Source organism: Phenylobacterium sp., from assembly GCF_036502675.1.
Taxonomy (GTDB): Bacteria; Pseudomonadota; Alphaproteobacteria; order Caulobacterales; family Caulobacteraceae; genus Phenylobacterium.
The window spans coordinates 47,725-68,166 of sequence record NZ_DASXYF010000104.1 but is presented as its reverse complement, the minus strand read 5'-3'; the positions used below and the strand labels follow the sequence as shown (position 1 = coordinate 68,166).

Genomic DNA, 20,442 nt, shown 5'->3' with positions numbered 1-20,442 from the left:
GAACACCCGGGCCGGGCCGGCGAAGACCAGGCTGCCCTCGTCGACGCCCGCGGTCTTCACGATGCAGCCGTCCTCGGCCAGGTTGCCCTTCAGCACCGCCAGGCCGCCGTCGCGGGAGAAGGCGTGTTCCGACGACCGGATTACCCCGGTCTCGCGGTCGAGGTCCAGCGCTTCCCAGCGGCGCTCCTGGCTGAACGCCACCTGGGTGGGCACGCCGCCGGGCGCCGCGCGGTAGAAGGTCTCGACACTTTCGCTCTCCGTGCGGCGCACGTCCCAGCGGGCCAGCGCCTCGCCGAGCGTCGCGCTGTGCACGGTGGGCTCTTCGATGTGAATCAGGCCCGCGCGGTCGAGCTCGCCCAGGATGGCCATCACGCCGCCCGCGCGGTGCACGTCCTCCATGTGCACGTCGGCCTTGGCCGGCGCCACCTTGCACAGGCAGGGCGCCCTGCGCGACAGGCGGTCGATGTCGGCCATGGTGAAATCCACCTCCGCCTCGTGCGCCGCGGCCAGCAGGTGCAGCACCGTGTTGGTCGAGCCGCCCATGGCGATGTCGAGGCACATGGCGTTCTCGAACGCCTTGAAGCTGGCGACCGAGCGCGGCAGCACCGAGGCGTCTTCCTGCTCGTAGTAGCGGCGGGTGATGTCGACGATCAGGTGGCCCGCTTCGAGAAACAGCCGCTCGCGGTCGGCATGGGTGGCCAGCACCGAGCCGTTGCCCGGCAGCGAGAGGCCCAGCGCCTCGGTCAGGCAGTTCATCGAGTTGGCGGTGAACATGCCCGAGCAGGAGCCGCAGGTGGGACAGGCCGAGCGTTCGATGGTCTCCACCTCAGCGTCGCTGAGGGTCTCGTCCGCCGCCGCGACCATGGCGTCCACCAGGTCGAGCGCCACCTCCTTGCCCTTCAGGACGACCTTGCCCGCCTCCATCGGACCGCCCGAGACGAAGACGCTCGGGATGTTCAGCCGCAGCGAGGCCATCAGCATGCCGGGCGTGATCTTGTCGCAGTTGGAGATGCAGACCATGGCGTCCACGCAGTGGGCGTTGGCCATGTACTCGACGCTGTCGGCGATCAGCTCCCGCGACGGCAGGCTGTAGAGCATGCCGTCGTGGCCCATGGCGATCCCGTCGTCCACCGCGATGGTGTTGAACTCCTTGGCCACGCCGCCGGCGCGCTCGATCTCGCGGGCGACCAGCTGGCCCAGGTCCTTCAGGTGCACATGCCCCGGGACGAACTGGGTGAAGGAGTTGACCACGGCGATGATCGGCTTGCCGAAGTCTGCGTCCTTCATGCCCGTCGCGCGCCACAGGCCGCGCGCGCCCGCCATGTTGCGGCCGTGGGTCGAGGTTCGGGAACGATAGGCAGGCATCGGAAGGTCCTGGAAACTGCAAGCGTCCGGGCCGCGATACCACACGTCGCGCGACAAGGAGAAATGGGGCCGGAGCGCCGGGAACGCGAAACTACGGCGCCGTGCGGTCGAGTTCCCGGCCCAGGGCCTCGAGCAACTCGCGGCTGCCCGCCTCGCGGTTCTTGAGCGCATCGGGGTCGCCGAAATAGACGCCCTGCTCGACGAACACGAACCGCGCTCCGTCGCCGGCCGGCTCGATCTCGATGGTGGAGAGCGAAACGGAGATCGGCGCCTCGCCGATGGCCATCCGGCAGGTGAACACGATCCGCCGGTCCGGGACCACGACGTGGAACTGCGCGTCGTTGCAGATCTCCGGCCCGTCGCCGAAACGGAACCGCGATGTCTCCCAGCCGCCCACCCGGAAATCGAGCGCGTATTCCAGCACCTCGAACCCCTCTCCTTCGGCGAACCAGCGCCGCTTGGCCACGGCGTCGGCGTTGGCCCGGAACACCCTGGCCGGCGAATGGGGATAGAGCCGCTCGATACGGAAATCGCCATGCACGGCGAGGGGAAGGTCGGCGGGCGGGTTCATCGGGCGTCCTCCTGCGATGCGCGTGTGGCCGCCCCTGAGGCGACAAAAACTTAAGTAAGTACTTTACTAATGGGCGCCAGTGGATTGGTCAAGCGCGGCCGAGCGCCCTCGCCCGCCACCATGTGCGCGGATTACCGCCGTTCGTCCTTGCCCGCCGCCGGCGCCTCTCCGCGCCAGATTCCCAGCACCAGCCGCGCCAGCAGCGCCCAGGCTGCGCCCAGCGTCCAGCCGGCCAGCACGTCGGTGGGCCAGTGGACGCCGAGGTAGACCCGGCTCACCCCGACCGCGACGATCACCAGGATCGCCAGGGTGAAGACGAAGGCCTTGAAGCGGCGGCGCCGGTCCAGGCTGGAGAGGATGGCGGCGACGGTCAGATAGGTGGCCGCCGAGAGCATCGAATGCCCGCTCGGGAAACTGTGGGTGTAGACATAGACCCCGTGCGGCACGAGTTCCGGGCGCGGGCGGTCATAGACCACCTTCAGGGTGTCGTTGCAGACCTCCGCCAGGATGATGGTGACGGTCAGGACGACGGCTTGCCGCCATTTTCCGAAGAACAGCAGGCTGGCCGCCGCGATCACCACGAACAGGGTCAGCAGCGTGACCCCGCCCAGGGCGGTCACATCGCGCATGGCCTCCTCGACGGCGCGCGAACCGATCGGGTCGGCGGGATTGGCCGGATTGCGGAACCACAGCAGGATCGCACGGTCGAACGCCGCCGTAGCGTTCTCGCCCACCTCGTCGGACAGGCCGAGGAAGGCGAGGATCGCGCCGCCCAGGGCGATGATCAGCCCCAGCGCCCGGAATTCCAGCCGATCCGTCAGGAAGCGCCGCCAGGCCGCCGCTACGCCCGCCATGATGATGATCCGTCCGCACGCTGAGCTACGCGCCAGACCGCCACTATGCGGCGCGCAGGTTCCGGTTCCATCCTGCAGCGGAAAAAGGCGGGCCGCCTACATCCGCCCGCTGACCGGCACCAGCGCGCCGGTGACCGCGCGGGCCTCCTCCGAGGCCAGGAACAGGATCACCGCCGCCAGGTCGGGGGGCGCCACCCAGGCCGAGGCGTCGGCGTCGGGCATGTCGGCGCGGTTGGTCGGGGTGTCGATGATCGAGGGCAGCACGGCGTTGACGGTGATTCCCTCGTCCTTGAGCTCCTCCGCCAGGCTCTCTGTCAGGCGGTGCACGCCGGCTTTCGAGGCGGCATAGGCGCCCATGCCCTTGGCGGCCTTCACCGCCCCGCCGGCCCCGATGTTCACGATCCGGCCGGACTTGCTCTTGCGCAGGTGCGGGATGGCGCTGCGGCTGGCGTTGGCGGCGGTGAGCACATTGATCCGATACAGCTTGTTCCAGCTGTCGGAGGCGCCGTCCTCCAGCGTCTCCCAACTGAAGCCGCCGGCGACGTTGATCAGCACGTCGAGGCCGCCCAGCTTCGCGGCCGCCTGGTCGAAAGCCGCCTTGGCGGCGGCGTCGTCGGCCAGGTCCACCCCCCCCAGCGCCACATGGCCGGGGCCCAGTTCCTCCATCAGGCCCGCAGGCGGCGCCGGGGCGTAGTCGATCAGGGCGACGCGCCCGCCCGCCTTGGCGGCGGCGCGCGCCACGGCCGCGCCCAGCACGCCGAAGGCGCCGGTGATGGCGTAATTCCGTTGCGTCATCCGGTCGACCTCCCGAAGCCTCGATGCTTCGGCGGGATACTAAGGGGGCGCCGCCAGGGAAGCCAATGGCGCAGGCGCGCGGATTGCGCCCGGCGCCTACGCCGGCAGCAGTTCGCCCGGCGCCGCGGGGTCCAGCCGGAAGCTGGCGGGAAGCACCCGCTCGTCGGGCTTCTGCAGGCCGATGGCCTTGGCGCCCCGCGCCAGCGCCACCTTGCCCAGGCCCAGGGGCGTGAAGCCCGCCTGCACTCGCGGCCGCGCGCCCAGGCGGCGGCGCAGCACCGCGTTGGCGTAGATCACGTTGGCGCGCATCAGCGCCTCGGGCGTCATGAATTCGATCGACAGCGAAACGTTCAGCATCGGCCCGTTGACGATGCGGTGCGGCGCGTTCTGCTTCCAGGTGACCATCCGGCCGGGCGTGAGGTCGAAGACTTCGGCCGCGGCGTCCCAGGCGGGATCGAAGGGGAACTGCTCGGCGGTCTCGCGCAGGACGATGCGCTCCAGGGTTTCCTGCGGCGCGAAGGGCGCCTCGACCGGATAGACCCACACCCGCTTGCCCCCGCGGATCTGCCAGAGCGACACCAGCGCCACGTCCAGGTGGTAGAAGACCTGGGCCTCGGCTGAGGAGATCAGCAGGCCCAGATCGCGCTTGAAGGTCTTCAGGCCGGGCGCGCGGGCGGCCTTCTCGGCGAAGATCTCCTCGCAGAGCGCCGCATAGGCCGGCAGGTGGCGGTTGGTCTCGCGCAGGTTCAGCCATATGCGGCCCTGCTTGGCGGCGTCCAGCAGCTGGGCCCCTGAAAGATCGCCGGCCGAGCCGCGGCGCCAGCTCGTCCAGGCGACCGGGTCGCGGCCCATGGTGAAGACGCCCAGCCGGTCGCGTGGGTAGCGGTCGAGCACCTCGATCAGGCCTTCGTCGGAGAACATCTCCCGCTGGTGCAGGTCATGGGTGAAGGCCAGGTTCTCGCGGGTGAAGGCGCGGGCCTTCTCCGCGCTCCAGTCGGCGACGATGCTCATGCCGCCGACCTCAGGCCGTAGAAGCTCAGCTTGAACGGGCCCCACCACAAGGTCTTGCCCAGGCCGCGGGCGGCGCGGTCGAGGGTGAAGGCGAAGTCGGGCGCGCCCACCAGCCACTTGCCGGCCGCCAGCAGGCCGAAGGCCGCCGCCTGCCCCAGGCCCACCGCCATCCAGCGCGCCACGCCGAGCCGGTCCGGCGGGTTCGCCGCCGCGCAGGCCGAAGACGGGCCCTGGCCGTAGGCGAAGGCGCGGGCCACCGTGTAGCGCAGGGAGAGCCGGCTGGGCGCCGGGTCTTCCCAGACCCAGGCTTCGGGCGCCCAGGCGAAGCGCGCGCCGGCGGCCTTCATGCCGGCGAACAGCAGGTCGTCCTCCCCGCCGATGTGGTTGCGCAGGTTGGAGAACGGCCGCTCCGGGTCCGGCAGGGCGGCGCGGCGGACCAGGCTGTCGCCGCAGCCGTAGTAGCGGTCGATGACGCCGGCCTCCGCCGGCCCCTCGCGGGAGAAGAACTGCTCCAGGTAGGCGCGGTGCTTGCCCACGCCCGGCGGCGCGCGGCCGCGGACCGGGCCGAACACCACGTCAGCCTCGTAACGGGCCTGCGCCTGCGTGAGCGCGGCGAGCCAGCCCTCCGGCGCCTCTTCGTCATCGTCGAGAAAGGCGATGAACGCCCCCGTCGCCCGGGCCAGCGCAGCGTTGCGGGCGTTGGCGACCCCGGGCTCCGGCTCGTGCACATAGGCCACCGGGAACGGCGCCTGGGCGCGCAAGGCTTCGACCACCGGGCGGGCCGAAGGCCCCACGTCGTTGTCGACCACCACCAGCTCGAGCTCGCCCGCGTCGACCCCCGTCTGGCGGAAGGCCGACAGGGCGGCGCGTCGCAGGCCGGCCGGCCGGCGCTGGGTGGGAATGACGATGCTGACGCGAGGTCCAGCCATCGGTCAGGCCGGTTCGGCCTGCGACCGGCGCGTCCCGGCGACCACGGCCGCGGCGAGGCTGCGGGCTCGGCCCGCCACCGACAGCTCGACGGTGGCGATGGCGTCCAGGCGACGGCGCACCCGGTCCAGCGGGCCGCCGGGCGAGCCGCCCACCAGCATCCAGGCGCGCTCGGCGGCCTGGGCGGCGCGACCCGCGGCGCTCTCCGCCGCGGCCAGGCCCTCGGCGACGGTGCGCGAAGGCGGCGCGAAGGGGCGCTTGTAGTGCTCGTGGCCCGGACCGAGGTCGTAGTCGGTCAGGCCCAGGTCCGGCATGGCCGCGATCGCCCGCGGCAAGAACAGCTGGCCCGGCGACCAGGCCGCCAGCGCCGGGTCGATGGAGGCGATCCAGGGATGGAAGACCGAGCCCAGCCGCACCCCGAAATGCCCGCCCACCAGCCGGTCGCCGGCGTAGAGGCAGATCATCAGGCCCCGGAAGTCGCCCTCCCGCAGCTCGAACAGCGCGCCGATCAGCTCGCGCGTCCAGTCCGGGTGCAGGAAATCGTGGGCGCCGGTGCGGGCGAGCTGCTCGCGCTTCCAGGTCATCAGCGTGTCAAAGGCGGCGCGGGAGCGGTCGGGGGCGGCGATCCGCAACGGCCCCGCTTCGCGGTCCAGCTTGTGGTCGAGCCGCCGCCAGTTCTTGAACCGCTTCGGGCTCGCGACCCGCAGCGCCTCCAGATAGTCCTCGGCCGTCGTCTGAAGCTCGATGCGGAAGCCCGGCTGGCGCGCCGTCACATGGCGCTCGAAGGCCCCGTAGGGGTCGAGCAGGCCTGCGAAGCGAAAGGCGGTCAGGTCGGCGGCGGCCAGCGCCTCGGCGAGGTTCAGGCCCGGCTCACCCACCAGGGCGTGATAGTCCGACAGCGGCGCCCCGATTGGCCGGGCGAAGGCGCCGGGGCGGCGGTGGTGCGGCAGGAAGCCCACCGGACGATCGCCGTCGCGCCAGACTGTGACCCGGGCGTCGTCGCGCACCCGGGCGACGGCGGCGGCGAAATCGGGACCCAGCAATGGGCTGGCGAACGCCGGTTCGCCGGCGCACATCGCCCGCCAGGCCTGGGCGTCGGCCGGGTCGAGCTCAGCGGGATGAATGGTTTCGGCGCGCAGCATCGCGCTTTGCTGATAGAGCCCGCGGGTTAGGGATTGGCAAATTTCCAGGCGCAACCCCGCCCTGACGCCGGTTTTTCTCAAATCCTGACGAAGGCCTGCCGCAGGATGGCCTCAAGCGCCCGCGTGTCCACCTCGTCGAAGGCGGCGAGGTCCGCCCTCGCCGCCTGTCCTGCGGGGCGAAATCCAGGCGCCGCCGGATCCTCCTGCCGGAGTAGCATGTCGTTTTTGGCGGACGTGCGGGTCGTGAGGTGCGGTGATCGGGCTTCGGCGCCGTTAACCCTATAGCCAAGCCTGCGGCGAAACGCCTACTTTGCAAGATCGTAACAAATGCCTTAATTCGAGCGTCATCCGGAATTCCGTGCCCGGAGCGTCGATCAACGAGGTTAGGAGAAGAATTTGGTTGATTCCTCAACCAAGGCCCCGGATCCGATGGATATCGCGCTCGGCGCGGCCGTTCGGATTCGCCGGCGCACCATCGGCATGTCGCAGGAATCCCTGGCCGAACAGTGCGGCGTGAGCTTCCAGCAGATCCAGAAATACGAGAACGGCGCGAACCGCATCTCCTTCTCGCGCCTGGTGCAGATCGCCCGCGCCCTGCGCTGCCGCGTCGTGGACCTGATGGACGTGCTGGACACTCCGGACCGGGAAACCAGCGGCGACCTGGACCTGCTCACCCGCATGCGTACGCCCGGAGCCCTGGAGCTGCTGGCCGTCTATGAGCGCCTGGCGCCCGAGGCGCGCAGTTCTCTGATAAGCTTCCTGCGCGCCCTGGTGGGCCGCGACGCCGAGGCCTCCGCCCGCCCCAAGGTGCTGGCCTGAGGCCCAAACGGAACGGGCGCCGGCGCCTTTCGGAGCCGACGCCCGGGTGTCATGCTGGTGGACGCCCTTAGAGCGCCTTCAGATCGACCGCTGCGATCTTGCCGCGCTCCTCGCGCGTCTGAAAGCTGACCTTCTGGCCTTCGTTGAGATTGCCAAGACCCGCCCGCTCGACCGCAGAGATGTGGACGAAAACGTCCTTGCCGCCATCGTCAGGTTGGATGAACCCGAAGCCCTTCGTCGAATTGAACCATTTGACCGTGCCGTTGGCCATGTCTCGATGTCTCCCTGACAAGCCTCTTCAGGTGGGCTGTCGGCGCGAACGCCCCGCCCGGTCACAATCTCTTCTGTCTGGGGAGCGGCTGGTCCAGTCCGCCGGGGCGGCAAAATAGAGCATCTGCGGACCCAAATCACGGATTGCGGTCAAAATCTGCGCCAGCCCCGCAGGCGCGGTCAAGTGCGCTCAGCTCTCGCCCGCAAGTCGATCGATCACCGCGCGGGCGTCCGGGCCCGACCAGTCGGTCCCGCCGGAAACGCGCCCCCGCTCGGTTCCGTCCCTGCCGTAGATCACCGTGGTGGGCGCGCCCGCGGCCATCGGCTTCAGCGCGAACGGCAGCTTGCCGTTGGGATCGCTATAGAAGTCCAGGGGCTTGTGGGTCGCGATGAACGCCCGGGCCTTACCGACCGCGTCGTCGCCCTTGTCGATGCTCACCGCCAGCACGACGACCGGCTTGCCCGCATACGCCTGGGCCAGCCTGGCCAGGGTCGGCATCTCGATTACGCAGGGGGCGCACCAGGTGGCCCAGAGGTTCAGCACCACCACCTTGCCCTTGAAATCCGAGATGCGCCTGGGCGCGCCCCGGGCGTCGTAAAAGGTGTTGGCAGGGGGCGCGGCCGCCTCGGACCCGAAGTCCAGCTTGGCCATCTCGCCCTTCGCCAACGGCTTCAGCCCACCTGCGGGGTGGATGGAAGCCTGCGCCATGATGTAGACAACCGCGGCGACGCCGGCGAGGCCGACGCCCCATAAGGACCACTTCAAGACCCCGCCCTTCGGTTTGCCCGCTGGTTGATCGCTCATATGTCCGACGCCTCTCCGACCGCTCCTGACGCCCCGGGCCCAGACCCGGCCGCCCCCGCCGGCGGTCAGGCCATGTGGGGCGGGCGCTTCCAGGCCAGGCCCGACGCGCTGATGCAGGCGATCAACGTCTCCATCGGCTTCGACCGGAGGCTGGCCGGTGAGGACCTCGCCGGATCCCGCGCGCACGCGGCGATGTTGCGCAAGCAGGGCGTGATTACAAGCGAGGACGAAGCCGCCATCCAGGGCGGGCTCGACCAGGTGGCCGCCGAGCTCGCCTCGGGCGCCTTCCCCTTCCGGGAGGAGTTCGAGGACATCCACATGAACGTGGAGGCCAGGCTGCGCGAGCTGATCGGGCCGGCGGCCGGCCGGCTGCACACCGCCCGCTCGCGCAACGACCAGGTGGCGCTGGACTTCCGCCTCTGGGTGCGGGAGGCCTGCGACCGGACCGGGACGCAGATCCAAGCGCTGATGCGGGCGCTGCTGGCCAGGGCCGAGCCGCACGCCGCCACCCTGATGCCGGGCTTCACCCACCTGCAGCCCGCCCAGCCGGTGACCTTCGGCCACCACCTGATGGCCTATCTGGAGATGTTCGGCCGCGACGCGGGCCGGTTCGCCGACGCCCGGCGGCGGATGAACGAGAGCCCGCTGGGCGCCGCGGCGCTGGCCGGCTCCCCCTTCCCCATCGATCGGCAGGCGACGGCGAGCGCGCTGGGCTTCGACGCCCCCATGGCCAATTCGCTGGACGCGGTCTCGGCGCGCGACTTCGCCCTGGAGGCCCTGGCGGCGGGCTCGATCTGCGCCATCCACCTGTCGCGGCTGGCCGAGGAGATCGTGATCTGGATGACGCCGCAGTTCGGCTTCGTGCGTCTGACCGACGCCTTCACTACCGGCTCCTCGATCATGCCGCAGAAGCGCAACCCCGACGCCGCCGAGCTGGTGCGGGCCAAGGCCGGCCGGCTGCTGGGCGCCTTCACCCAGCTCGCCGTGGTGATGAAGGGCCTGCCGCTCGCCTATTCCAAGGACATGCAGGAGGACAAGCTCCCGGTGTTCGAGGCCTTCGACGCCCTGGAGCTTTCGCTGGCCGCAATGGCCGGGATGGTCGGCGACCTGGAGCCGGACGTGGAGCGGATGGCCGCGGCGGCGGGCGCGGGCTTCTCCACCGCCACCGACCTCGCCGACTGGCTGGTGCGCCAGCTGGGCATGGCCTTCCGCGACGCCCACCATGTGACCGGCGCCGCGGTGCGCCGGGCCGAGGCGCTGGGCTGCGACCTGGCCGGCCTGCCGCTCGCCGAGCTGCAGGCGCTGGAGCCGCGGGTCACCGCGGACGTTTACGGGGTGCTGACGCCGCAGGCGTCGGCGGCCAGCCGCATGAGCTATGGGGGGACGGCCCCCGAACAGGTGCGCGCCCAGGTTGCGCGTTGGAAGGAGATCCTCCGATGACCCCGATCCGCCTGGCGCTCGTCGCCCTGGCCGCAGCCCTGCCGCTGGCGGGCTGCGGGAAGATGGGCGCGCTCGATCGGCCCGGCCCGCTGTTCGGCCACGGCAACGCGGCCGCAGATGCGGCGGCCGCCTCCCACCAGGACCCCAACCGCCCGCTGAAGACCCTCGACCGGCGCGACCGCGACCCGGATCCGGACGACACCACCGACCTGTCGCCCATCCGCTCGCGGCCGGTCCAGGGCTCCGGCCAGGATCCGCTGAGCGCCGGGCCTTCAGGCGCGCTGCCCGATCCCTACGCCAACCCGCAATGAACCACTTCGAGCCCTCGCAGGGCGTGATGGCCTGCGAGTCCGTCCCGCTCCCAACCATCGCCGAAGCGGTGGGAACGCCGGTCTACGTCTATTCCTCCGCCACCCTGGAGCGGCACTACGAGGTGCTGCGCGACGCGCTCATGGCCGCGGGCCTCGGCCGGCCGCTGATCGCCTTTGCGGTGAAGGCCAACTCCAACGTCGCAGTGATCAAGACCCTGGCCCGCCTGGGCTGCGGGGCCGACGTGGTCTCGGAGGGCGAGATCCGCCGGGCGCTGGCCGCCGGCGTGCCGCCGGAGCGGATCGTCTTCTCCGGAGTCGGCAAGACGGCGCGGGAGATCGCCTTTGCGCTCAAGACGGGCGTCGCGGAGATCAACGTCGAGTCCGAGCCGGAGCTGGAGGCGGTGGCCCGCATCGCGGCCGAGCTGAAGGTGCGCGCCGCCATCGCCATCCGGGTCAACCCCGACGTGGAAGCCGGCGGCCACGCCAAGATCTCCACCGGCAAGGCGGACTCCAAGTTCGGCGTCTCGTTCAGCGAGGCCGCGCGGCTCTACGCCGCCGCCGCCGTCAACGCCCACCTGGACCCGGTGGGCGTCGCCTACCATATCGGCAGCCAGATCGTCGACCTGGGCCCCATGGAGGCCGCCTGCCGCAAGATGCGCGGCCTGGTCGAGCAGCTCCGCGCCGAAGGCCTGCCGGTGCGGCGCCTGGACCTGGGCGGCGGCCTGGGCGTGCCCTATTTCGACCAGCCGGACCCACCCGGCGTCGAGCCCTATGCGGCGATGATCGCCCGGGTGATGCAGGGGCTGGACGTGGAGTTCGCCTTCGAGCCCGGGCGGATGATCTGCGCCAACGCCGGCGTGCTGGTGGCCCGGGTGATCCACGTCCACCGCCGGCCCGAGGGGCGGAACTTTCTAGTGCTGGACGCGGCGATGAACGACCTGATCCGGCCGGCCATGTACGACGCCTTCCACGACATCCGGGCGGTGAAGCCCAGGCCCGGCGAGCCGGTGCTCTACGACGTGGTGGGGCCGGTCTGCGAGAGCGGCGACACCTTCACCCGCGACCGGCTGCTGCCGCCGCTGGAGGCCGGCGACCTGGTGGCCTTCATGACCGCCGGCGCCTACGGGGCGGCGATGGCCAGCGAGTACAACACCCGGCCGCTGGTCCCCGAGGCGATGGTCAAGGGCGGCGAATGGGCGGTGATCCGGCCGCGGCCGAGCTATGAGGACATGCTGGCGGCGGAGCGGCCGGCGTCCTGGCTCTGACGCCGGGTCGAGGAAGAAAACCCCGCTTCGGCGCCGAGCTTCAGTCGAGGGCGCCGACGTACGGCAGGCCGCGGAACTGGCCGGCGTGGTCCATGCCGTAGCCGACCAGGAAGCGGGCGGGCGCCTCCCAGGCCACGAAGTCGGGGTCCATGGCGCGGGGCTTGGGCCAGGGCTTGCGAGCGAAGACGGCGGTGAGCACCTCGCCGGCGCCGGCGTCGCGGACTAGGCGGACGGCCTCGCTGAGCGACAGGCCGGTGTCGAACACGTCGTCGACGATCAGGGCGCGGCGGCCGGAGAGCGGGCGCTGCAGGTCGGCGCGGACCTCGCAGCGGCCGAGGCTGGCGCGCTCGTCGCCGTAGGAGGCCAGCCACAGGGCGTCGAAACGCACGTTGCGGCCCGCCCGGGCCAGGGCCCGCATCAGGTCGCCGCAGAACCAGAGGCCGCCGGTGAGCAGGCAGACGGCCACCGTATCGTCGTCGATGCGCGGCGCGACGGCCTGGGCCAGCGCCTCGACCCGCCGGGCCACCTCGGCCTCGCTCAACAGGATGGCGGGGGTGGTCATGGGTGCTCCAGGGCGTATGGCGAACTGGTCGGCAGCGGCCTGGCGTCCACCGGCGGCGGCGCGGCGGCGCGCAGGCCCTCCGGCGCGTCGGCGGCCGGGGCGGCGTGGCGGGCGTCCGCCGCCCGCGCCGACGCCTTGGGCGCCGCCCCCGCCCCGGCCTTCTTTTCGGGTGCGAAGGTCACCTCCAGGTCGTGGGCGCTGGAGGGCGGGTCGAACATGTCGATGGCGAAGTGGCGGGTCTCGCCGGGCGGGATCCGCGGGTCGGCGGCGCGGGCGATCTGGGTGGCCACCGGCATGCCGGCCTTGTTGAGCAGGCTGATCTTCAGGGGCGGCGCGACGAGCGGCCGATCCTCGATGTTGCGGATCTGGCCGGAAATGGAGAGCGCCGCGCGGCCGCCCTGCAGGGCGGGCTCGGCCTTCACCGCCTCCAACACCAGGCCCAGGCTGTTCACCGGCATGCCGATGGTGGCGTAGGCCGCGGCCGAGCGCGGCCACACGCGCACCACGTCGGCGCGGAACACGATGGCCAGCGCCGCCAGGATGGCCAGCACGGCGGCGGCGGCGGCCCAACCCACGCCCACGACGGCGGCCTGGCGCACCTTGCGCTCGGTGTCGGCCTTGGCGCGGAACACCTTGGGCAGGTCCTCGCCCGGCAGGTCGCTGACCGCCTTGGGCGGCTCGTCCCTGGGGGGCGGGGATTCCCGAGCGACGGCGCCCTCGTCGCCGGCGGCGACCAACTGCAGGTCAGGTTCGACCTTCGCAAGCCAGCGAGCCCCGCAATTGGCGCAGCGGACCGTCCTGCCGTCCGGCGGAATCTTGCCGTCGTCCACAAAATAGCTGGTGGCGCACTCTGGACAGGTCAGTATCATGACAGTCGAATCGGACGCTCCAGCAACCTCCCTCGAGGTCGCCGATTTCGGTCCCCATGTCCAGAAACCCAGACGCCGATACGGCGACGCCCGCCGATCAGGCCGTAGTTCGCTTCGACGACGTGTCCATGCGCTACGGCCGCGGTCCGGAGATCCTGCAGGATCTGACCTTCTCGCTCACGCCGGGGTCGTTCCATTTCGTCACCGGTCCGTCGGGGGCGGGCAAGAGTTCGCTGTTGAAACTGATCTACCTGGCCGCGAAGCCGAGCAAGGGGCTCGTTCATCTGTTCGGCCAGGACATCTCACGAGTGGCGGCCAAGGACCAGCCGTTCCTGCGCCGGCGGATCGGCGTGGTGTTCCAGGAGTTCCGCCTGCTCGAACATCTGACCGCCTTCGACAACGCCGCCCTGCCCCTGCGCATCGCCGGCGGCCGGGCCGACGACTACCGCACCGACGTGGCCGAGCTGCTCACCTGGGTGGGCCTGAAGGCCCGCATGCACGCCATGCCCGCGACGCTGGCCGGCGGCGAGAAGCAGCGGCTGGCCATCGCGCGCGCGGTGGTGGGGCGCCCCGACGTGCTGCTGGCCGACGAACCCACCGGCAACGTCGACCACGAGATGGCGTTGCGCATCTTCCGCCTGTTCGTGGAGCTGAACCGGCTGGGCACCACGATCCTCATCGCCACCCACGACCAGGACCTGGTGGCCCGCTCCGGGCGGCCGGTGCTGCACCTGGAGGACGGCCAGCTCACCGCCCTGGGGCCGGGAGGCGCGGCTTGAGCGAGATGTTCGACCTGCCGAAGTGGAAGCCGGCTCCGTTCCTGCCGGAGGCGGACGCGCGCGACGGCTCGCTGATCTTCGTGGTGGCGGTGCTGTGCTTCCTGGCCTGCATGACCGCGCTGGCGGTGATCGCCGCCGACCGCGCGGCGCGCGGCTGGGCCGACCAGCTCACCGGCGAGGCCACCGTCATCGTGCGGCCCAAGGGCAGCGAGAGCCCGGATTCCGCCGCGGCGAGGGCGGCCGAGACCCTGGCCGGCATCCCGGGCGTCACCGAGGCCCGGGCGCTGGAGCGGGAGCAGGCCTACGACCTGATCAAGCCCTGGCTCGGGGACGTGGCCGACCTGGAGGACCTGCCGGTGCCCCGGCTGGTGGCGGTGGAGCTGAACCGCAAGCAGCCGCCAAGCGTGTTGGTGTTGGACGCCGCCCTGAAAGCGCAGGGGCTGGACGCCACGGTCGACGACCACAGCCTGTGGATCAACGACATCAAGCGCTCGGCGAGCGTCGCGCGCTGGCTGGGCGGAGGGGTGTTCCTGTTGATCGCGGGCGCGGCCGCGGCGGTGATCGCCTTCGCCACCCGGGCCGGGCTGGCGGCGCGACGCGACGTGGTGGAGGTGCTGCACCTCGCCGGCGCCGAGCATGTGCTGATCGCCCGGCTGTTCCAGGCGAGGTTCGCGCGCATCGCCGCCACGGCGGGTCTGTTCGGAGCGGCGGCGGCGATGGTCACCGGGGCTGTGCTGCGGCTGGTCGGCGGCGGCCAGGGGATCACCCCGGTGCTGCCCTTCGCCTGGATCGACGTTCTGGCCGTGCTCCCCTGCCCGCTGATCGCCGCCGGCGTCGCGGCGGTGGCGGCGCGGCTCACCGCCTCGTCGCTGATCGGGGAAATGACGTGAAGGGGCTGGCGGCCATCCTGGTCACGGCGCTGATCTGGGCGGCCGGCCTCCTGGCGTTCGCAGGCCGCATCGAGCATTCCACGCCGGCGCAGGACCCGCAGGACGCCGACGGCATCGTGGCGCTCACCGGCGCCGGGTCCAACGAGCGGATCAAGGCGGCCATGAGCCTGCTGGAGGACGGCAAGGGCAAGCGGGTGCTGGTCTCCGGCGTCAACCGCGAGGCCTCCCGCGAGGACATCCGCACGGCGGCGCGCGCGGTGCGCCGGCTCTACGACTGCTGCGTCGACCTGGGCTTCGAGGCGGCCACCACGGTGGGCAACGCGCGGGAGACCTACGCCTGGGCGCGGGCGATGCGCTACCGCAGCCTGATCGTGGTCACCGCCGACTACCACATGCCGCGGGCGATGCTGGAGCTGCACGCCGGCCTGCCGGACCTGGCGCTGCAATCCTATCCCGTCGCCACCTCGGTGGTGGACGCGCACAACTGGTGGAAGACCGGCCGCGGGGCGCGGCTGATCGCGCTGGAATACTGCAAGTATCTGGCGATCCTCGGACGCGAGGCGGTCCTGAGCCTGGGTCCCCGGGCCGCGCCGGCGGCGGCGGACAGGACCTGAACATGCTGGTCGTCCGCTCCCTGGCCTTCGTGGCCCTGTTCTACCTGTGGTCGCTGATCGTCTGCCTGGCGATGACGCCGCTGTTCGTCTTCCCGCGGCGCTGGGTGATGCGGGGCCTGGACATCTACAGCCGCGGCATTTCGCTCCTGCTGGCGGCGGTCTGCGACATCCGGGTGGAGCGGCGCGGGGCCCAGCACATGCCGACGGGCGCCGCGGTGATGGCCTGCAAGCACCTGTGCATGTTCGACATCTTCGGCCAGTTCCAGTGGCTGCCGGACTTCTGCTTCGTGATGAAGAAGGAGCTGGTTCGCGTGCCCTATCTGGGCTGGTACGGGCTGAAGGCGGGGATGATCGTGGTGGACCGCGGGGGCCAGGCCACGGCGCTGAAGAAGCTGGTTCGCGACGCCGTCGCGGGGCTGCAGGACGGCCGGCAGGTGGTGATCTTCCCGGAAGGCACCCGGGGGACGCCCGGCGTGGCCGGCGACTACAAGCCAGGCGTCGCGGCGCTCTACCGCGAACTGGGCCTGCCGGTGTATCCGGTGGCCACCAACTCCGGCGTCCACTGGCCGGCGCACGGCTTCCTGCGCCGGCCCGGAACCATCGTGTTCGAGTACCTGGAACCGATCCCGCCGGGGCTGAAGCGCGCGGAGTTCATGCGCACGCTGGAGGAGCGGATCGAGGCGGCGTCGAACCGGCTGCTCGAGCTTTAGCTTTCTCGCCGCCGCGCGAAGCAATTGGGTGAACCGCCGCCGAATTACGGCTCACGCCGCCTGGGCCTCCCTGGCCTCCACCAGGGCCAGCAGGCGTTGCATGTCGCGGCTGCAGAGGCCGGCTTCGCGCAGGTGTTCGACGAGGTCGCGCAGGTAGTCGACGTTACGCCCGGAGAGGCCGGAGGCGCCGGCGATCAGCTCGGCCTGGCGATCGAGGCTGAGCACACCGGCCCACTGGGGGTGGTGAACGTCGGAGAGGAAGACCAGGCTGGGGACCCGGCGGCCGTCGGCCAGGCGGACGTGGGCCTGCGCCTCCACATAGGTCTCGGTGGGCTGCTCGCGCTCGCGCAGGTAGGCGTAGACCTCGTCCCAGTCGGCGTCGGCGATGCGGAAGGCCCTGCCGCGCACCGCGCCGCCCGGGGCCAGGCCCAGCACCAGGCCGGGGCGCGGGTAGGTCCCACGATGGTGCACGGAATATATGCAGAAGGCCCGCCGGCGTCCGTGTAGGGTGGCGGCCTGCTGCTCCACGAACCGGAACCCCGGCCGCCACATGAGCGATCCGTAGCCGAACACCCACCGCTCGTCCGCCATCCGCCGCGCACCTTCGAAGAGCCTCCCATGTCTGTGCCCGATCCCCTGCCGCCCCGCAAACCCCGGCGGCTCGGCCTCTACCTGCCGTTCGTGCTGCTGCTGGCGGCGGCGGCGGTCTGGAGCGGGGTCTGGTTCAAGGCGCGCATGGAGCTGGGCCGGCGCCTGGACGCCGGCGCGGAAGCCCTGCGCAAGACGGGCTACGACGTGGCCTGGGGCTCGCGCAGCATCGGCGGCTATCCGTTCCGCATGGACGTGACCCTGACCGACGCGCGGGTGCGCGACCCCTCCGGCTGGGCGCTGGCGGCGCCGCGGCTGGAGGCGGAGGCCAACATGCTGAGCCCCGGCCGCTGGATCATGGCCGCGCCGCAGGGCGTGGTGTTCACCCGGCCGGTCGGCGGGCCGGTGTCGGTGAAGGGCGAGATCATCCGTGCGAGCCTGAGCGGGCTGGAGAAGACGCCGCCCGCCTTCTCCTTCGAGGGCGTGAAGCTGGCCTTCCAGCCGGCCCCAGGGGCGCAGCCCTTCGCGCTGACGGCCGCCGACCGGGTGGAGTTCCACCTGCGGCCCGGACCGGACGACCAGGGCGGGGTGTTCCTGCGGGTGGACGGCGGCAAGGCCAGGCTGGCGGGGTTGTTTGCCCGGGTGGCGGGGGACCGGCCGGTGTCGCTGAGCTGGAACTCGACCCTGTCGAAGATGGGCCGGTTCGCAGGCGCGACCTGGCCGGAGGCGGTGCGGGCCTGGTCCGACGCCGGCGGCCAGATCAGCGTGCGCGACGCGGGCCTCACGGCGGGAGACGCGGTGCTGGGTGTGCAGCCGGGCACGCTGAGCGTCGGGCCGGACGGGCGCATCCGCGGATCGCTGGACCTGACGCTGCGCCAGGCGCCCAAGGCCATCACCGCCCTGGCCGACACCGGCGCGATCTCGCCGGAGGCCGCGCAGGCCGCCGCCGTGGTGGCCGCCGCGCGGCGGGACGGGGAGACGGCCCGGGCCACCCTGACCTTCCAGGCCGGCCAGACGACGTTCGGTCCCGTGGCCGTCGCGCCGGCGCCGCGGGTGTACTAAGGGGACCTGGCCCGCGGCTTGCCTCTCCGCCGCCGATGACTTAACCGCAACCCTTCGTTTTCGGGGGCGAAATGGCGAAGGCCGATTCCAAGTCCGCACGCCCGCCCTCGCTGGAGGCGGTGCGCGCGCGGCTGGACGCCATCGACGCCGAGCTGTTGCCGCTGATCGACGAGCGGGCGTCGCTGGCCGCGCAGGTGGCGGCGGCCAAGGCCGCGGCGGGGGACGCCGGCAAGTTCGGCCTGCGCCCGGCGCGGGAGAACGCCATCCTGCGCAAGCTGCTGGACCAGGCGCGACGCGGCGCGGGCGACGCCCTGGTGGTGCGGCTGTGGCGCGAGCTGATCGGCGACAGCCTGGCCCGGCAGGGGCCCTTCCACCTGTCGGTGTGGGGAGACCGGGACGCGGCGCGGGTGGTCGACTTCGCCCGCAACCGCTTCGGCTCCGCGCCGCCGCTGGCGCTGGCCGCCCGGCCGGAAGACGCGCTGGCGGCGGCCCGCACCCTGGGCGGAGTGGGCGTGCTGGCCCTGGCGCCCGACAGCGCCTGGTGGGGCCGGCTGCTGGCCGAGCCGAGGCTGAAGGTGTTCGCCGCCCTGCCCTGCCTGGCCGCCTGGGGGCCGATGACCGCCCTGGCGGTGGCGGAGATCGCCGTCGAGCCCACGGGATCGGACCAGACCTTCTGGGTCACCGACGCGGCCCAGGCGCCGGCGGCGATCGAGGAGACGCTGGGCCGCGACGGGGTCGCCGCGACCTTCCTCATGGCCGCAGGGGGCTTGAAACTGTTCAGCCTGGCGGGCTTCCACCAGCCGGACGACCCGCGGCTGGCCCGTGCGCCCGGCAGCCTCGCCGGCGTGATCGGGGCTGCGCCGGCGCCGCTCGACGTGTAAGCCAAAAGCCCATGTCCCAGCCTCCCGTCCCGCCCACCCTTGATCGCGGCGCCGCCGCGCGTCCCCAGCCGAAGCCGGGGATCATGGACATCCACGCCTATGTGCCGGGCAAGGCCACGGCGGAGGGCGTGGCCGATCCGATCAAGCTGTCGGCCAACGAGAACATCCTGGGGTCGAGCGAGAAGGCGCGGGCGGCTTACGCGTCGGCCGCCGGCCAGCTGCACATGTACCCGGACAGCCGCACGACGATCCTGCGCACGGCCATCACCGAGCGGTTCGGCCTGGAACCGGAGCGGCTGATCTTCGGCTGCGGCTCCGACGAGGTGTTCCAGCTGCTCTGCCAGACCTTCCTGGAGCCGGGCGACAACATCGTGCAGGGCGAGTTCGCCTTCGCCGCCTTCGCCATCGGGGCGCACGCCTGCCAGGCGCAGGTGAAGGTGGCCAGGGAGCCCGGCTACCGTATCGACGTGGACGAGATCCTGCAGACCGTCGACGGGCGCACCCGGCTGGTGTTCCTGGCCAACCCCGGCAACCCGACCGGCACCTGGATCCCGTTCTCCGAAGTCGAGCGGCTGCACCAAAACCTGCCGCCCAGCGTGGTGCTGGTGCTGGACGGCGCCTACGCCGAGTTCGCGGACGACCCGACGTTCGACGACGGGATCGACCTGGCGCGGGGCTCCGAGAACGTGGTGGTGACCCACACCTTCTCCAAGCTGCACGGGCTGGCGGCGCTGAGGGTCGGCTGGGGTTATGCGCCGGCCGCCATCGCCGAGGCGGTGGACCGCATCCGCCTGCCATTCAACATCAATATCCCGGCGCAGCTGGCGGCGGTGGAGGCGCTGAGGGACGAGGAGTTCCAGCGCCGCTCGATAGAGCACGTGAACCGCTGGCGGCCGTGGCTGGACCAGCAGCTGGGCGGGCTGGGCCTGGACGTCGTGCGGCCCTCGGCGGCCAACTTCCTGCTGGTGGGCTTTCCGAAGGCCGGCAAGACGGCGAGCGGGGCCGAGGCCTTCCTGTCGGCCCGCGGCCTGCTGGTGCGGCTGGTGACCAACTACGGCCTGCCGGACCACATCCGCATCACCATCGGGCTGGAAGAGCACAACCGCGCCGTCATCGAGGCGCTGGCCGCCTTCATGCACCGCTAGGACCGCTTGGCCGCGACCTGATCCAGCAGGCTGCGCGCCTGGTCGACGAAGGCGCCTGCGACCTCCGCCGCAAAGGGGTTCTGCGTCTGGATCGCGGTGAACAGCTCGAAGGTGTCGGCGCCGATCAGCGAGCAGAGCTCCAGCAGGTGCTGATAGGAGACGGTCTTCAGCTGTTCGTCGGGAATGCCGAGATTGACCAGCGAGCGGCCGATCAGGTGAGTCAGGGCCTGCACATAGGCCATCTCCCGGTCATGCTCCTCCGCGCTGGTGACCGTCACGGTCAGGCCGAGCGAGCGGCCGAACGCCGCGACCCGCTCGTGGCGCTCGCCGCGGATCGGGCAGACGACGAAGCGCAGGCCTTCCAGGCCAGCCTTGGCGCTCTGCGGGCCGAACAGCGGGTGGGTGGCGACGAGGTCGACGTGCGCGGGCAGGATCTCGCTCATCCACTGCGCGGGCAGCATCTTCACCGATCCCACGTCGACGACCAGCGCGCCGGGCTGGAGATGCGGCGCCAGCGCTGTGAAAACCGCGCGCATGGCCGCCACGGGCACGGCGACGACCACGACATCCTGCCGAGCGGCGTCCTCCAGCGATCCGAACGCCACGCCGGCCTCTCGCGCGGCGGCTTCGGCGCCCGGGGCCAGGTCCGTGACCAGCACGTCGAAATGAGGTTTCAGGGTCCGGGCCGCGAGCTGGCCGAACTGACCGAAACCGACAAGGCCCAGGCTCTTCATCGGCGCTCGATAGCCTGTAGGGCGCAGCTTCGC

25 protein-coding genes are annotated in these 20,442 nt (G+C 71.7%); 11 read left to right on the top strand and 14 right to left on the bottom strand.

What is annotated here, in order from left to right:
• The 8 genes from ilvD to VGL30_RS13355 form a co-directional block, all read right to left on the bottom strand.
• A partial coding sequence (gene ilvD / locus VGL30_RS13390) for a dihydroxy-acid dehydratase (RefSeq protein WP_331540501.1) occupies positions 1–1,365 on the bottom strand: 1,365 nt, incomplete at its 3' end.
• Between the two features lie 91 nt (positions 1,366–1,456).
• Positions 1,457–1,936, bottom strand: a complete 480-nt coding sequence (locus VGL30_RS13385) for an SRPBCC family protein (protein ID WP_331540500.1) — start codon at positions 1,934–1,936, stop codon at positions 1,457–1,459.
• A 131-nt stretch (positions 1,937–2,067) separates the two neighbouring features.
• Complete coding sequence (locus tag VGL30_RS13380) at positions 2,068–2,790, bottom strand: phosphatase PAP2 family protein (RefSeq protein ID WP_331540499.1); 723 nt, start codon at positions 2,788–2,790, stop codon at positions 2,068–2,070.
• A gap of 96 nt (positions 2,791–2,886) precedes the next feature.
• Positions 2,887–3,585, bottom strand: coding sequence for an SDR family NAD(P)-dependent oxidoreductase (locus tag VGL30_RS13375; protein WP_331540498.1), 699 nt, complete (start codon positions 3,583–3,585; stop codon positions 2,887–2,889).
• Positions 3,586–3,681: 96 nt separating this feature from the next.
• Positions 3,682–4,596 (bottom strand): hypothetical protein, encoded by a 915-nt coding sequence (locus tag VGL30_RS13370; protein ID WP_331540497.1) that lies wholly within the window; start codon positions 4,594–4,596, stop codon positions 3,682–3,684.
• On the bottom strand, positions 4,593–5,525 hold the full coding sequence (locus tag VGL30_RS13365; RefSeq protein WP_331540496.1) for a glycosyltransferase family 2 protein: 933 nt from the start codon (positions 5,523–5,525) through the stop codon (positions 4,593–4,595). Before VGL30_RS13365 ends, VGL30_RS13370 begins: the two co-directional genes overlap by 4 nt.
• Positions 5,526–5,528: 3 nt before the next feature.
• Positions 5,529–6,665 (bottom strand): GNAT family N-acetyltransferase, encoded by a 1,137-nt coding sequence (locus VGL30_RS13360; protein WP_331540495.1) that lies wholly within the window; start codon positions 6,663–6,665, stop codon positions 5,529–5,531.
• 77 nt (positions 6,666–6,742) lie between these two features.
• A complete protein-coding gene (locus VGL30_RS13355) occupies positions 6,743–6,883 on the bottom strand; it encodes a hypothetical protein (RefSeq protein ID WP_331540494.1) in 141 nt (46 codons plus the stop codon).
• Between the two features lie 211 nt (positions 6,884–7,094).
• Here VGL30_RS13355 and VGL30_RS13350 point away from each other — a divergent pair, with 211 nt between their 5' ends.
• A complete protein-coding gene (locus tag VGL30_RS13350) occupies positions 7,095–7,484 on the top strand; it encodes a helix-turn-helix transcriptional regulator (RefSeq protein ID WP_331540493.1) in 390 nt (129 codons plus the stop codon).
• A 67-nt stretch (positions 7,485–7,551) separates the two neighbouring features.
• Here VGL30_RS13350 and VGL30_RS13345 read toward each other — a convergent pair whose 3' ends face one another.
• Positions 7,552–7,755 (bottom strand): cold-shock protein, encoded by a 204-nt coding sequence (locus VGL30_RS13345; RefSeq protein ID WP_331540492.1) that lies wholly within the window; start codon positions 7,753–7,755, stop codon positions 7,552–7,554.
• Between the two features lie 189 nt (positions 7,756–7,944).
• Positions 7,945–8,520, bottom strand: a complete 576-nt coding sequence (locus tag VGL30_RS13340) for a TlpA disulfide reductase family protein (protein ID WP_331540491.1) — start codon at positions 8,518–8,520, stop codon at positions 7,945–7,947.
• A 39-nt stretch (positions 8,521–8,559) separates the two neighbouring features.
• On the opposite strand from VGL30_RS13340, the gene argH reads away from it, so the two are divergent.
• The 3 genes from argH to lysA are packed head-to-tail and all read left to right on the top strand — an operon-like array spanning position 8,560 to position 11,575.
• Positions 8,560–9,999 (top strand): argininosuccinate lyase, encoded by a 1,440-nt coding sequence (gene argH, locus VGL30_RS13335; RefSeq protein WP_414694997.1) that lies wholly within the window; start codon positions 8,560–8,562, stop codon positions 9,997–9,999.
• Positions 9,996–10,310, top strand: a complete 315-nt coding sequence (locus tag VGL30_RS13330) for a hypothetical protein (RefSeq protein WP_331540490.1) — start codon at positions 9,996–9,998, stop codon at positions 10,308–10,310. Before argH ends, VGL30_RS13330 begins: the two co-directional genes overlap by 4 nt.
• Complete coding sequence (gene lysA / locus VGL30_RS13325) at positions 10,307–11,575, top strand: diaminopimelate decarboxylase (RefSeq protein WP_331540489.1); 1,269 nt, start codon at positions 10,307–10,309, stop codon at positions 11,573–11,575. Before VGL30_RS13330 ends, lysA begins: the two co-directional genes overlap by 4 nt.
• A 40-nt stretch (positions 11,576–11,615) precedes the next feature.
• Here lysA and VGL30_RS13320 read toward each other — a convergent pair whose 3' ends face one another.
• Together VGL30_RS13320 and VGL30_RS13315 are read right to left on the bottom strand one after the other, a co-directional pair.
• Positions 11,616–12,137, bottom strand: a complete 522-nt coding sequence (locus VGL30_RS13320; protein ID WP_331540488.1) for a phosphoribosyltransferase — start codon at positions 12,135–12,137, stop codon at positions 11,616–11,618.
• Positions 12,134–13,006: a DUF3426 domain-containing protein gene (locus VGL30_RS13315; protein ID WP_331540487.1), complete on the bottom strand. Its 873-nt coding sequence runs from the start codon at positions 13,004–13,006 to the stop codon at positions 12,134–12,136. The genes VGL30_RS13320 and VGL30_RS13315 overlap by 4 nt, the downstream gene beginning before the upstream one ends.
• A gap of 56 nt (positions 13,007–13,062) precedes the next feature.
• On the opposite strand from VGL30_RS13315, the gene ftsE reads away from it, so the two are divergent.
• From ftsE to VGL30_RS13295, 4 genes are read left to right on the top strand one after another with little or no spacing between them, the layout of a single operon-like run.
• A complete protein-coding gene (gene ftsE / locus VGL30_RS13310; protein WP_331540486.1) occupies positions 13,063–13,785 on the top strand; it encodes a cell division ATP-binding protein FtsE in 723 nt (240 codons plus the stop codon).
• Entirely contained in the window at positions 13,782–14,675 is an 894-nt protein-coding gene (locus VGL30_RS13305) for an ABC transporter permease (protein ID WP_331540485.1), read from the top strand. The genes ftsE and VGL30_RS13305 overlap by 4 nt, the downstream gene beginning before the upstream one ends.
• Positions 14,672–15,289 (top strand): YdcF family protein, encoded by a 618-nt coding sequence (locus VGL30_RS13300; RefSeq protein WP_331540484.1) that lies wholly within the window; start codon positions 14,672–14,674, stop codon positions 15,287–15,289. The genes VGL30_RS13305 and VGL30_RS13300 overlap by 4 nt, the downstream gene beginning before the upstream one ends.
• A 2-nt stretch (positions 15,290–15,291) precedes the next feature.
• Positions 15,292–15,999 carry a lysophospholipid acyltransferase family protein gene (locus VGL30_RS13295; RefSeq protein WP_331540483.1) on the top strand — a complete coding sequence of 236 codons (708 nt, stop codon included), beginning with the start codon at positions 15,292–15,294 and terminating at the stop codon, positions 15,997–15,999.
• A 51-nt stretch (positions 16,000–16,050) separates the two neighbouring features.
• On the opposite strand, the gene VGL30_RS13290 is transcribed toward VGL30_RS13295, so the two are convergent.
• Positions 16,051–16,590, bottom strand: a complete 540-nt coding sequence (locus VGL30_RS13290) for a gamma-glutamylcyclotransferase (protein WP_331540482.1) — start codon at positions 16,588–16,590, stop codon at positions 16,051–16,053.
• A gap of 27 nt (positions 16,591–16,617) precedes the next feature.
• Between VGL30_RS13290 and VGL30_RS13285 the strand changes: the two genes are divergently transcribed.
• The 3 genes from VGL30_RS13285 (at position 16,618) to hisC (ending at position 19,675) form a co-directional block, all read left to right on the top strand.
• On the top strand, positions 16,618–17,649 hold the full coding sequence (locus tag VGL30_RS13285; RefSeq protein ID WP_331540481.1) for a DUF2125 domain-containing protein: 1,032 nt from the start codon (positions 16,618–16,620) through the stop codon (positions 17,647–17,649).
• Between the two features lie 71 nt (positions 17,650–17,720).
• Positions 17,721–18,530: a chorismate mutase gene (locus VGL30_RS13280; RefSeq protein WP_331540480.1), complete on the top strand. Its 810-nt coding sequence runs from the start codon at positions 17,721–17,723 to the stop codon at positions 18,528–18,530.
• Between the two features lie 11 nt (positions 18,531–18,541).
• Positions 18,542–19,675 (top strand): histidinol-phosphate transaminase, encoded by a 1,134-nt coding sequence (hisC, locus tag VGL30_RS13275; RefSeq protein ID WP_331540479.1) that lies wholly within the window; start codon positions 18,542–18,544, stop codon positions 19,673–19,675.
• On the opposite strand, the gene VGL30_RS13270 is transcribed toward hisC, so the two are convergent.
• Positions 19,672–20,409 (bottom strand): prephenate dehydrogenase/arogenate dehydrogenase family protein, encoded by a 738-nt coding sequence (locus VGL30_RS13270; protein WP_331540477.1) that lies wholly within the window; start codon positions 20,407–20,409, stop codon positions 19,672–19,674. The genes hisC and VGL30_RS13270 overlap by 4 nt on opposite strands.
• Between the last annotated feature and the right edge of the window lie 33 nt (positions 20,410–20,442).